At 33.7% G+C, this 12000-nt stretch carries 19 protein-coding genes; 13 read left to right on the forward strand and 6 right to left on the reverse strand.

The window, feature by feature from the left end; all coding sequences use genetic code 11:
• The first annotated feature begins 76 nt into the window (after positions 1-76).
• From rpoZ to MHB61_RS11545, 10 genes are all read left to right on the forward strand, one after another.
• Positions 77-430, forward strand: coding sequence for a DNA-directed RNA polymerase subunit omega (rpoZ, locus tag MHB61_RS11500; protein ID WP_010906189.1), 354 nt, complete (start codon positions 77-79; stop codon positions 428-430).
• A 138-nt stretch (positions 431-568) separates the two neighbouring features.
• Positions 569-2908 carry a primosomal protein N' gene (locus MHB61_RS11505; protein WP_137016310.1) on the forward strand — a complete coding sequence of 780 codons (2340 nt, stop codon included), beginning with the start codon at positions 569-571 and terminating at the stop codon, positions 2906-2908.
• A 58-nt stretch (positions 2909-2966) separates the two neighbouring features.
• Entirely contained in the window at positions 2967-3341 is a 375-nt protein-coding gene (locus MHB61_RS11510; protein ID WP_014570768.1) for a nuclear transport factor 2 family protein, read from the forward strand.
• A gap of 12 nt (positions 3342-3353) precedes the next feature.
• Complete coding sequence (locus MHB61_RS11515; RefSeq protein ID WP_003131472.1) at positions 3354-3875, forward strand: NUDIX hydrolase; 522 nt, start codon at positions 3354-3356, stop codon at positions 3873-3875.
• Complete coding sequence (locus MHB61_RS11520) at positions 3841-4305, forward strand: VOC family protein (RefSeq protein ID WP_003131474.1); 465 nt, start codon at positions 3841-3843, stop codon at positions 4303-4305. The genes MHB61_RS11515 and MHB61_RS11520 overlap by 35 nt, the downstream gene beginning before the upstream one ends.
• Complete coding sequence (gene fmt, locus MHB61_RS11525; protein WP_003131475.1) at positions 4302-5261, forward strand: methionyl-tRNA formyltransferase; 960 nt, start codon at positions 4302-4304, stop codon at positions 5259-5261. The genes MHB61_RS11520 and fmt overlap by 4 nt, the downstream gene beginning before the upstream one ends.
• Before the next feature lie 174 nt (positions 5262-5435).
• Positions 5436-5678, forward strand: coding sequence for a GlsB/YeaQ/YmgE family stress response membrane protein (locus MHB61_RS11530; RefSeq protein ID WP_003131476.1), 243 nt, complete (start codon positions 5436-5438; stop codon positions 5676-5678).
• Positions 5679-5725: 47 nt separating this feature from the next.
• Entirely contained in the window at positions 5726-6265 is a 540-nt protein-coding gene (amaP, locus tag MHB61_RS11535) for an alkaline shock response membrane anchor protein AmaP (RefSeq protein WP_031299493.1), read from the forward strand.
• A 10-nt stretch (positions 6266-6275) separates the two neighbouring features.
• Positions 6276-6464, forward strand: a complete 189-nt coding sequence (locus MHB61_RS11540) for a DUF2273 domain-containing protein (protein WP_012898445.1) — start codon at positions 6276-6278, stop codon at positions 6462-6464.
• 20 nt (positions 6465-6484) lie between these two features.
• Positions 6485-6991, forward strand: a complete 507-nt coding sequence (locus MHB61_RS11545) for an Asp23/Gls24 family envelope stress response protein (RefSeq protein WP_003131479.1) — start codon at positions 6485-6487, stop codon at positions 6989-6991.
• 299 nt (positions 6992-7290) lie between these two features.
• Here MHB61_RS11545 and MHB61_RS11550 read toward each other — a convergent pair whose 3' ends face one another.
• The 4 genes from MHB61_RS11550 to MHB61_RS11565 form a co-directional block, all read right to left on the reverse strand.
• Positions 7291-8472, reverse strand: coding sequence for a tyrosine-type recombinase/integrase (locus tag MHB61_RS11550; protein ID WP_058207138.1), 1182 nt, complete (start codon positions 8470-8472; stop codon positions 7291-7293).
• 66 nt (positions 8473-8538) lie between these two features.
• Positions 8539-8874 (reverse strand): hypothetical protein, encoded by a 336-nt coding sequence (locus MHB61_RS11555; RefSeq protein WP_014570766.1) that lies wholly within the window; start codon positions 8872-8874, stop codon positions 8539-8541.
• Positions 8875-8887: 13 nt separating this feature from the next.
• The gene (locus MHB61_RS11560) at positions 8888-9322 is read right to left on the reverse strand and encodes a zinc peptidase (RefSeq protein WP_014570765.1); all 435 of its coding nucleotides are present in this window, start codon (positions 9320-9322) and stop codon (positions 8888-8890) included.
• A gap of 5 nt (positions 9323-9327) precedes the next feature.
• Positions 9328-9891, reverse strand: coding sequence for a helix-turn-helix domain-containing protein (locus tag MHB61_RS11565; RefSeq protein ID WP_014570764.1), 564 nt, complete (start codon positions 9889-9891; stop codon positions 9328-9330).
• Positions 9892-10165: 274 nt separating this feature from the next.
• On the opposite strand from MHB61_RS11565, the gene MHB61_RS11570 reads away from it, so the two are divergent.
• Complete coding sequence (locus tag MHB61_RS11570) at positions 10166-10366, forward strand: putative transcriptional regulator (protein ID WP_014570763.1); 201 nt, start codon at positions 10166-10168, stop codon at positions 10364-10366.
• Between the two features lie 131 nt (positions 10367-10497).
• Here MHB61_RS11570 and MHB61_RS11575 read toward each other — a convergent pair whose 3' ends face one another.
• Positions 10498-11040, reverse strand: a complete 543-nt coding sequence (locus MHB61_RS11575; protein WP_014570762.1) for a hypothetical protein — start codon at positions 11038-11040, stop codon at positions 10498-10500.
• Between the two features lie 154 nt (positions 11041-11194).
• On the opposite strand from MHB61_RS11575, the gene MHB61_RS11580 reads away from it, so the two are divergent.
• Positions 11195-11404 carry a hypothetical protein gene (locus MHB61_RS11580; protein ID WP_014570761.1) on the forward strand — a complete coding sequence of 70 codons (210 nt, stop codon included), beginning with the start codon at positions 11195-11197 and terminating at the stop codon, positions 11402-11404.
• Here the strand turns inward: MHB61_RS11580 and MHB61_RS11585 are convergent.
• Positions 11394-11651: a hypothetical protein gene (locus tag MHB61_RS11585; protein ID WP_014570760.1), complete on the reverse strand. Its 258-nt coding sequence runs from the start codon at positions 11649-11651 to the stop codon at positions 11394-11396. The two genes, MHB61_RS11580 and MHB61_RS11585, sit on opposite strands and share 11 nt — an antisense overlap.
• Positions 11652-11756: 105 nt before the next feature.
• Here MHB61_RS11585 and MHB61_RS11590 point away from each other — a divergent pair, with 105 nt between their 5' ends.
• Positions 11757-11996: a helix-turn-helix transcriptional regulator gene (locus MHB61_RS11590; protein ID WP_023189646.1), complete on the forward strand. Its 240-nt coding sequence runs from the start codon at positions 11757-11759 to the stop codon at positions 11994-11996.
• The last annotated feature ends 4 nt before the right edge of the window (positions 11997-12000 follow it).

Below are 12000 nucleotides of genomic sequence, written 5' to 3' on the forward strand. Positions count from 1 at the left end.
ACAGAATTGTATTTTGACGATAACAAGTCTGTCAGTAAAAATAGAATGAAAAGTTTAGAAAATGAGGTAATGAATTATGATGTTAGAACCTTCAATTGACAAGTTATTGGACCAAGTTGATTCAAAATATTCTTTAGTAGTTTTGGAAGCAAAACGTGCGCATGAATTGCGTGATAAAGAACGCCCAACAAAAGAATTTAAAGCTGTAAAAAATACTTTGCGTGCTTTGGAAGAAATTGCTGATGGAACAGTTAAAATTCACCCATCACCTGAATTGAAACGTGAAACTTTAGTTGAAAAACGCGAATTGGAACGTTTGCAAGCTAAGATGAAAGAACAACTCATCAAAGAGCAAATTGCTAAAGAAGAAGCTGAAGAAGAAGCAAAACAAAAAAATAGCCGCGCCGCTAAAGCAGCTGCCGCAGAATAAATTTTTTAAGCGTCAATTGGCGCTTTTTTGATTTCTAAAAGTTACTGACAGCTTTGTCAGTAAGAAGCGGATAAGTCAAAAGCAGGAAAAATGCTTTTCTGTTATAATTAAAGATAAGAAAACGGAGGTCAAAAATAAATGAAAATTGCTAAAGTCATCGTTGATGTGCCTCTGATGCAGACGGATAAACCCTTTTCTTACAGCCTTTCAGCTGAATTTGAAAATTTGCTTGAAGTGGGCATGCGGGTCCATGTTCCTTTTGGAAGTGGAAACCGGCTTGTTCAAGGAATTGTCATTGGATTTGAAGATGAAGAACTTGAGCCGTCAGTAAATTTGAAAGGAATTTCTGAACTACTCGACGTTGAGCCAGTCCTAACGGATGAACAGCTTTGGTTGGCAGATGAAATGCGTCATTCAGTATTTTCTTATAAAATTTCATGTCTAAAAGCCATGTTACCTAATCTTTTGAATTCTAATTATGACAAGCTCCTAAAATCGACTGACGGAACTTCTGTCAAATGGTCACAACTGACAGAAGCAGAAAAAATCTCGTCAGCAAAGGCTGTGCGTTTGGGTCAGCTGTCAGTAGAATATTTAGCAAAATCTAAAGAAAATAAAAAAACAGAAAAATTCTTATCTATTCCAGATATCGAAAAACTAGCTGAATTTGAAATTGAAAAGAGAGCTAAAAAACGCTTAGAGTTGAAATATTTTCTATTAAGACTTCAAGAAGAAAAAATTGCTGTCAGATCATTAAATTTTTCTTCACAAATCATTAAATTTTTCGTTGAGCATGACCTAGTCAAAATTGAAGAAGTTGAAATTTCGAGGACGAAAGAAAAATTTGAAGATGCGGAAAATGACAGTGCTAAAATTCTCAACTCTGAACAAAATGCAGCTTACGAAAAAATAATTGCATCTTCTGACAAACCATTTTTGTTGGAAGGAATTACTGGTTCAGGTAAAACAGAAGTTTACTTACAGACCATTGACCATTTTCTCAAACTCGGTAAAACAGCAATTATGCTTGTGCCAGAAATTTCTTTGACGCCACAGATTACTAATCGATTTATTGCTCGTTTTGGAGATAAAGTGGCGATTATGCATTCTGGTTTATCTGATGGTGAAAAATATGATGAATGGCGAAAAATTAAATCTGGCAAAGCTCAGGTAGTTGTCGGTGCACGTTCAGCTATTTTTGCACCTGTTGAAAATTTGGGAATTATCATCATTGATGAAGAACATGAAACTTCATATAAGCAAGATTCAAGTCCCCGTTATCATGCAAGAGATATTGCGCTTTTGCGTGCAAAATGGCATGGTGCAAGACTTGTTTTAGGTTCTGCAACGCCAAGTTTAGAAACGCGAGCACGTGCCATGCGCGGAGTTTATGAACTTTTATTACTGACAAAAAGGGCAAATGAAGCAGCAATCCTGCCAGAAATAAAAATCATTGATATGCGCAGTGAAATTTCTGACCAATCTGCTAATTTTTCACAATCTTTACTGACAAAAATAAAAGAAAAAATTGACAAAGATGAACAAGTCATTTTGATGTTGAATCGAAGGGGTTATTCTTCATTTGTCATGTGTCGTGAATGTGGTTTTGTTGTTGATTGTCCCAATTGCGATATTTCCTTGACCCTTCACATGGATACCCGAACTTTGAATTGTCATTATTGTGGTCATGTCGAAGGAATTCCGCAAACTTGTCCTAATTGTCATTCACGAAAAATTCGTTATTACGGTTCAGGAACGCAAAAAGTCGAAGAAGAACTTCGAGAAATCATGCCTGAAGCACGAGTTTTGCGAATGGATGTAGATACGACTCGGACAAAAAATGCTCACGAAAAAATTCTTGAAAAGTTTGGTAATCATGAAGCTGATATCCTCTTAGGAACTCAGATGATTGCCAAAGGTTTAGATTTTCCAAACGTAACCTTAGTGGGTGTCATTAACGCAGATACTGGCCTAAATCTACCTGATTTTAGAGCGAGTGAGCGTTCCTTTGAATTGTTGATGCAGGTGGCTGGACGAGCTGGACGAGCAGATAAAAAAGGTGAAGTATTAATTCAAACTTTCAATCCACATCATTATGCTATTGAAATGACCAAGGCTCAAGATTACGAAAAATTTTATGAAATGGAAATGAGATTTCGTCGTGAACTTTCCTATCCACCTTATTATTTCACCGTTCAAGTGCTTGTTTCTCATCAAGATGAAGAAGTTGCCATTCAAAAATCTTATGAGATCGCTCAATTACTCAAGCAAAATTTGACAGAAAAAGCTAAAATATTAGGGCCAACCGCCAGACCAATTGCCAGAACACATAACCTTTATCATTATCAAATCTTAGTTAAATATCGTTTTGAAGAAGAATTAGAATCAGCTTTAAATCAAGTGCTTGAATTAACCCAACTTCGGGATAACAAAAATTTACGAGTATTGATTGATAGTGAGCCACAAAATTTTGTATAAAAATTTCCACAGGTGAAAAAGTTAAGAATTTGAAAACAAAAGAAAGTTGGTGTGGAAAATGCAGAAAATAGAACTTTTTCAACAAACAATTGACGCATGGTTAAATAAAGACATCAAAAAGTTACTGATAATTTTATCAGAAGATATTTTATGGACAGAATATTTCGGCGCTCAGTATCAAGGAAAAGCTGAAATTGAAAAATGGTTCTGTCAGTGGAATAATCCTGTGGAAAACAAAGTTAAGTCATGGACTGTGGATAAATATTATGTGGATAATGAGACTGCTTTATTCACATGGACTTTCCGGTGTTTTTATGAAGGTAAAGAAGGCATTCTTGATGGAATTTCTCTTGTTAAATTTTCCGGAAATAAAATTTGTGAAATTCAAGAATTTGAACAAAAACATGAAAAATTTCGGCCATTTTTGAAATGAAATGAGGTAAATATGTTTGAGAAATTCGATTTATTGAAGCATTTTGGAGTCTATGGTGTGGCAATTGACAATGAGAAATTACTTGTCATTGAAAAAAATTCAGGTCCCTATCAAAATCGCTATGATTTACCTGGCGGTTCGCAAGAAGTTGGTGAATCAATGGTTGACACATTAGAGCGAGAAGTTCTTGAAGAAACAGGGTTTACGGTTCTTGCAAGTACTAATAATCGCCTGTATTCGGCTTGGATTTATGAAAATGACCGTCGAGTCGTTGGGCACCACATTTTCAACCTTTTTGATGTAAAATTAAATAGTGTAGCCAAAAAATTACCACAAATTGTTGCTGACGGAAAAAATGACTCTGACAGAGCAGTCTGGAAATCGATTAAAAACTTGTCAGTAGAAAATTCATCTCCACTTGTCCTAAAAGTAATTGCCGAAATCAATAATTATCCCCATGTGGATAAAGCTGAAATTTACAGAGATTGGAAGGTCAACTATGGAAGCAAAAATTATCCCAAGCCTTTGGTTTGATAACAATGCCAAAGAAGCAATGAACTATTATGTATCTGTATTTCCAAATTCAAAAATCAAAAACATCGAATATTATCCTGATGAAAAGCTAGATGAGCATTTCGTAGGAATGTCTGGAAAAGTATTAAATGGTGAATTTAGTCTGAATGGCCTTGACTTTATCTGCCTTGATGGCGGTCCAATTTTCAAATTTAATGAAGCAGTTAGTTTTACTGTAACTTGTAAAAATCAAGCCGAAATTGATGATTATTGGTCAAAACTTTCTCATGTTAAAGAAGCCGAACAATGCGGTTGGTGCAAAGATAAATTTGGTATTTCTTGGCAAATTATTCCAGAAAATCTTGGACAGTTAATGGCAAAAGGCGATAAGGCTGTTCAAGTATTAATGAAACAAAAGAAAATTATTATCGAGGAGTTTGAAAACTTATGACAAAAACAAAAATTATCTTTATGGGGACACCACAATTTGCTGCGACCGTTTTAAAAGGTTTGATTGATTCTAATCAATATGAAATTCTAGCAGTAGTGACTCAACCAGACCGTAAGGTTGGTCGGAAACAGGAATTAAGAATGACACCAGTTAAAGAACTTGCCTTAACGGTTAACTTGCCTGTTCTTCAACCAGAAAAACTTTCAGGCTCAGTAGAAATGACTCAAATCATGACGCTCCTTGAATCAGGAGAAGTTGGAATTGTGACTGCCGCCTTTGGACAATTTTTGCCAGGTAAATTATTAGATGTTGCTCAATTTGCAGTCAATACTCATGCTTCTTTACTACCAAAATATCGCGGTGGGGCACCTATTCATTATGCTATTATGAATGGCGAAAAAGAAGCTGGTGTAACCATCATGGAAATGATTCGTAAAATGGATGCCGGTGACATGATTTCTCAAGATTCTACTCCAATTCTTGAGGATGATAATGTTGGCACTATGTTTGAAAAGTTAGCCCTTGTTGGACGTGATTTGTTACTTGAAACATTGCCAAAATACCTGAGTGGCCAATTAAAAGCTCAAGCTCAAAACGAAGATGAAGTGACTTTTAGTCCTAATATTTCGCCAGAAGAAGAAAAAATCGACTGGAATAAATCTGCACGTGAAATTTTCAATAAAGTTCGTGGTATGAATCCATTCCCAGTTGCACATACCACATGGAATGGAGAGCGTTTCAAGATTTATGAAACAAAAGTTGTTGATGATTCTGTCGGTAACTTACAAGCTGGTGAAATTGTGGAAAAAACGAAGAAATCATTAAAAGTTGCCACAGGTGAGGGACTCCTTGAACTTCTTTTCGTTCAACCAGCAGGTAAACCCAAGATGGATATCGTTAGCTTTCTTAACGGTCTAGGTCAAAAAATACAAGTTGGAGATAAGTTTGGCGACTAAATTTATCCACAATAATAAATTAAAAGTTCTATCATTTTTAATGATAGAACTTTTTTTACATCAAAATATGGTAAATAAGTTAGAGTGTAATAAAAAGAAAGCGAATTACTTTAAAAGTTGCTTGAACTTTGATATATTAAAAATGTACAGGAACTGTACTAGAAAGAGGTATTTATGATTTGGTCATTAATTGTTGGAGCTATTATTGGTGTAATTGCAGGAGCAATTACAAATAAGGGTAAATCAATGGGATGGATTGCTAATATTTTAGCCGGTCTTGTTGGGTCTTTCGTCGGGCAAGCACTTTTAGGCTCTTGGGGTCCAAGTTTAGCTGGTATGGCACTTATCCCTTCTATTGTTGGTGCTGTCATCGTTGTTGCTGTCGTTTCATTCTTCTTAGGTAGAGCTAACAACTAGATAAAGCAGCAAAAGAGAGGAGGTATCGTGTCAAAAGGAAAAAATTTATTTTTATTTTGGCTGATTTATTCTTTCTCACCATTCTTATCCCCATATTATGGGATTACTTTAATTATATGAATTTTCGTTGGGAGCTTATGCCCTCATCAGAAATTCCTTACATTGGGAATCATCTTTCCCAATATATATTTATCAGCTCTTCAATTTTAGGAGCATTATTGTTAATTTGTTTGCTGATTCTTATTTTTTATCCAAAAACTTATCAGGAAGTTCTACTAGATGATAAAACAGGAAATCTAACTTTAAAAGTTTCAGCAATCGAAGGATTGGTCAGAGAAATTGTTAGTAACAACGGTTATATCAGAAATCCAAAAATCAATGTGACTTTATATCAAGCCAAAATAAAAATTGATGTTAAAGGAGAAATTATTCCCAGAGTTGAGATTGTCGAAAAAACAAAAGAAATTGAGCAAGAAATTAAAGAAAGTATCCAAAATTTCTTTGGTATAAATTATGACTTAAAATTAAAAATAAAAGTTAGCTCACTTGCTGAAAATAAAAGTTCGACAAGTCGTCGTGTAGAATAAGGAGGTGGAAATGAATCTTTTAGAAAGATATCGCTATCCGATAATTGGAGGAATAGTAGGTTTAATTATAGCTATTTGTATCTTCACAATCGGATTTTGGAAAATGATTCTTCTCTTCTTACTTATTGGCTTAGGAATTTTCGTTGGCCTTTATCTTCAACGTACGGGAATCATTGAACAACTATTAAAGAAAAAATAAGAAAATACTAGGAGGAAATTATGGTACAAGAAAACACAAAAACAGAAGTAACTGAAGTTAAAGGTAGCTTGACTTACGAAGATAAAGTGATTCAAAAAATTGTTGGACTTGCCCTTGAATCTGTCAATGGACTATTGTCTGTCGATGGAGGATTTTTCTCAAATCTGACAGGAAAACTAGTAAATACAGATGATGTTACAGCAGGTGTCGGTGTAGAAGTTGGTAAAAAACAAGTTGCAGTGGACCTAAAAGTAGTCACAGAATACAAGAAGAACGTTCCTGATATTTACCGAAAAATTAAGGATGTCATTCGTAAAGAAGTTTCTGATATGACTGATTTAGAAGTTGTTGAAGTTAATGTTACAGTTGTTGATATTAAAACAAAAGAACAACAAAAAGATGATGAAAAAAGTTTACAAGATCGTGTGGTTGGCGCAGCTCAAACAACAGGGAAATTTACATCTGATCAAGTAGATAAAGTCAAAGAAAAAGTTGATGACATGGGCGATGATGCTCGTGTAAAATAAGAATCAATTTAACAAAAAAACTGACAAGATGTCAGTTTTTTTGTTACTTTCAAGAAAATTTTACTTTAAATAGAAAACGGTTAAGTATTATATATAGTACAAAAGAATCATGAAAAGAGAGTGTTTTTAAGAAATTTAAGGAAAATCATCTGACGAAAGTCATTGACAGTCATTGACTACTAAGGGTATAATAGCTCTGTATCACAACAAATCCCTAGAATCCCTTATATAAAGGGATTTCAGTTGTCATTATATTAGTTAGTTACGTTTTTAGTTACGTTCGGAAAAAACTCGAAAAATCATAGTGCTTTAAGTATATTAGCGAACTTTTCAGCAGTTTCTTTCTTTTTCTCTTTAGCAAGATGACTGTACAAATTCATTGTGATCGAATAGTCTGCATGTCCTAATCTCATTTGAATTTCTTTAGGATTTACATCATTGTTCATTAGTAGGCTTGCGTGAGTGTGACGGAAACCATGAAAACCTATGTTAGGAACTTTTGCTTTTTTAAAGTGTCGAACTAAGTGCTGTCTTTCGAGTTCGTAAGTTCTCATTTTTTGATGATATGAGAAAACTAGAGAATCATGCAAAGATATAGCACCATAATTTTGGTGTTTTCTCCACTCTTTCAACATTGAAATTGTCTCGCTATCTACAGAAACTAAACGATTGCTTTCTTTTGTTTTTGCGCTGTCTTGTATCTCATTGCTGTATTGTATGAGTGTCTTAGAAACACTAACGGTATTATTGACAAAATCAATATCAGACCATGATAAGGCTAAAGCCTCACAGATACGCAAACCAGTAGCAAGTAAAAGCTTGTATAGAGTAGCGCTCTTTTTATTTGTTGTGGTTGATTGTAACGAGTCAAGGTAAGCCAAGAAACGTTTAAGTTCATCATTATTAAAATACTTTATTTTTTTGACTGTTCTTGTCTTGAGTTTTGGAGAAAATACTTTTATAGCTGGATTGTCTGAAATAACACCTAATTGCATACCATAATCAAGAATGCGTTTGATGATATTGAGCAACAATTTATAATCTTTACTTTTTCCCTTTTCACGATTACCGTTAACTATTTCAGCAGTATTGGCATTTCTAGCCCAGTCATTAACAATATTTTGCAATAGTACAGTTGTAATTTTCTCAACTTTATAGTTTCCGAGTGCTGGCAAAATATAATTTTTTAAAAAATTACTATTGATTCTGATAGTGTTTGCTTTTACTGTCAATTTATAAGAATCAAACCAACTAGTGGCTAAGGCATTAAAATTGTCAAATGAAACTTTTTCTCTTGCAACAGTAGAGCCATTTTTGATAAACTTATTCATAGCTTGGTGAGCTTTATTCTCGCACGTTTTACGGTTCTTGGCTGTAACCGTGGTGCGTACTTGCTTACCTGTTAGGCTATCTACACCAAGATAGACATTTACTTTATAGACGGTTGTACCGTCTTTTTTTTGAACTTCTTTAATATTCATTTTTTCTCCTGTTCTATTGTCGGGCAAGACATGATTAAGGAGAAAGCGATAGTATTAAAGTTTTATTTATTCAAATTCCATATCATCGATACCGTCAGTAAAGTTTTCTAAAAACTCATACTCATTCATGAAGTTTATCCAGTAATCTACTTGCTCTTCGTGACTGTGAAAGCGAGGCTTGTTTTCTGCATTTTTAATTCCTTCTGCCACGTTTGTGAAAGCGCCGCTTATGTTCATATCCCACATCTTGTTAGCTTCTTTCTCAATTCGAGAATCAGGCCATTTTGCGGATGATTGTCTACTAGCGTTTTTGTCTAATAGGTATATTGTAGCTTTTTCTAAGAATTTACCTTGAGCACGAGTATTTTCTTCAACATATTTTCTAAATTCTGTGTAATCCATTTTTCATCCCTTACTATAAACAGTGGCTATCTAGTTGAGGTTGACCGATTATTTCATCAAACACCTCAACAACCAATCCATAATGACGTTTTTCTAACTCAAAATATTCAATAAATTTATCATAATCAATAACATCCGGTTCCCAATCGAACTGAGCAAGCCATTCATCGGCTCTATGTTCAATCATATAGCGGTCGGCTTCTCTTTCCTGCCTTCTGTCCCAACCAGAAGAACGACAATCAAGATGTCTATGTCCAAAGGAAACGTGCCCTATTTCGTGAAGTAATATATTCTGAGTTACCTTTTCACTATTGAATATATCAATAAAAATATAAGCTGTTCCTCTAATATTAAATTTCATTCCATCTTTAAGATGAGGGTAATCTGAAGGATTATAGTATTTTATTTTTAGTGCGAGTTCTGAAAGCAACTCCTTTATAACTGACATATATTTTACCCCCTGCCATGGTCTTCTTCCCATGTTTCACGGAGCAAATGTTTATAAAGTTCTTTTTCTCTATCTGTCAGAGGCACACCATCAAAAGCTACAGCTTCGTCAACAGCCTCTTGAAGCTCTTCGTCAGTAAGCGGAGAATTTATATCAAAAAGAGGAGTAACTTTTGGTTTTGGTTTAACAGCTCTTTTAGCCTTTTCTTGCTCTTCCAATTGAGAAGAAGCAGTATCAAGAACTATTTTTTGACGTGGTTCTTCAAGTTGTTTCATTGCATCAATAGTTTTTTCAATAATAGGAAACTCATTTTCGCTTACCCATTCATCGCTAAATCTTGGATCTATATCAGATTTTAAAATCCCAAAGAAACTAGCAATTTTTTCAACATTACCAGGATTAACCAAAGTTTTTCCGCTAGTATAATCACTAATAGTACTTTGGGCTATTCCAGTTCCTCGTTGCAAATCTGCAGGTTTCTTGTTGAATTTATTTAAATATTTTTTTATATTACCTGCAATAATAGGCTTTAATGCTTCTTCTCTTGGCGTTAATTTTGATCTTCCCATTTCCATCTCCCTTTAATATTTAAATATATTATACCGAAAAAAATCGGTAGTGTAAATAACAAAAGCTAAAAAATATCGAATAAAATCGTTTTTATAGTTGACACCGAATAAAATCGGTGTTATAATTAATTCATAAAGTCAAACAAGCGAACAAACATGGAGCATTCAGTACGGCGGACGGAACAGGCTCAAATGACGGTACACGACGTATCCACCGCGACGTAAGTAGCAAGTTTGGCAAATAAAAAGCCCTTGCAGGCAAATGGAGGTTCTAATGGAAAAAGTAGTCACGCATTACAGAGAAACTATTCAGCAGCATAGTGTTGAGTGGTACAAAAAACAACTGTTAAAAGATTTTTCTGTTCAATTTATCAAAGACTCTTTATTACCTCAGTTATTTGAATGGTCAAATGCTTATAAAGCAGCAGTTGAACTGACAAAACCAAAAGCCCCAGAGGGGCAGAAAGATAGTTAATGACTAGAGTATTTTTACTTAATATAGTATGTGGATGGTTATTGCTTAATCTCCTTGATTACAAAGCGAAACCTCAAAAAACTTTGCAAGACAAAGCGAACTTCATAGCTTTGTGGATTATACTATATATCTTAATTGATATTTGCATCGTTTTTATTAGCTATGTATCTTATCCTATTATTGATTTTTTCAAATTCTTCTTTTGAATTAGTCTGCATATATTGAGATTTTAATAATAGATATTCTTTATCTGATATAAATGGATGTACTATTTCTAGGTTTACACTTATTTTTCTATTTTCTGATATCCCTTTCAGGGAATAAAAAGTATTAGAAAAATTAAATATACTTAGTAATAATATTACTAGTAATCCTAGAAATGAAACAAATTTCTTTTTTATTATCAAAGATACCATAGCAAAAAGACAAGCTATCCCCATAACAAAAGAGAAAATTAAAAATATCGTCATTAAATTTGGAGATATAAATGAGTAATTATAAAAATCTTTATAAATGTCTTGATAAATAAAATGCTTAGGATTTGAAATAATAGTTAAAATATTATTAAAACTAAATCCCACTATTGCTATTGCAATCCACCCTAAAACTTTACCTATTTTATTATTCAATTTGTCTGCTAAGTCTTTCAAGTTGATCTGTAATTTTTTGTTCATAAGAACCTCCAATATAATTTTAGTTTAGTCACTTACATTATATCACGGAGTTATGATATCGCTCACAATGAGCAGGGAAGACTGGCGAACAGGTTCGATTCCTGAACTTCCCTTACTGCGAAAGCAGAAGTTTAAAAATAGAAAGGAAACGAAAATGGAAAAAATTTTAAGAGGTTTCAATGGTGCTTCGATTAATCATTTGTTATCTGAAGAAGAAAAAGAAGCTTTCGAAAAAATAATTGAAGTACTATCAAAAACCGAGCTTTCAGTAATCCAAATAAATAAAGTCCTGTATTCAGTAGATACAGAACTTTATAAAGTTGCCATGAACAAAAGTTTGAGGCACTTAAAATCTAATCAGTAAAACGGTCAGTAATCCTTTGAGATTCTTTTAAATCTTCTTCTTCCTGAATTAAATAGCCCTCATACTGCTCTTTAGTTGCTCCAACAACATAGGCAGTATTGTAGTAGGCTTGATTATTTTCAAGAATATCAATTAATTTTGTTCCAACGCTAATAAGTTTCCATCCTTTAGATAGAAAATCGTTAGCTCTATAATTTGCTCCGTCATCGTCAAATTCCAACGTGAACACAATATCAGAATAATCCATTACACTATTCCTCCTTTCCATAATATTAAGTAAATATCTGAGAAATATTTACTCAATCATTATAGCACTTGGAGGATTCAAATACACACACAGAAAGGAGCCAGTATGGCAGAGAAAACACCACCAAAAATTAAATTAAAAGCTGCAAGAACAAATGCTGACTTTTCAGCTAAAGAAGTTGCTGAAATTGTTGGAAAAAACTATCAAACTATTTTGAGTTATGAAAAAGATAGCACTGAAATTCCCATGAGTCTAGCAAGAAAATTGGCAGAAATTTACGACTATCCTATTGATTTTATTTTTTTAGGAAAAACAACCGAATATAATCGGTTTAAAGCTAGTTAGAAAG

The sequence above is a fragment of the Lactococcus sp. FSL K6-0773 genome (genome assembly GCF_038006485.1).
GTDB lineage: Bacteria > Bacillota > Bacilli > Lactobacillales > Streptococcaceae > Lactococcus > Lactococcus lactis.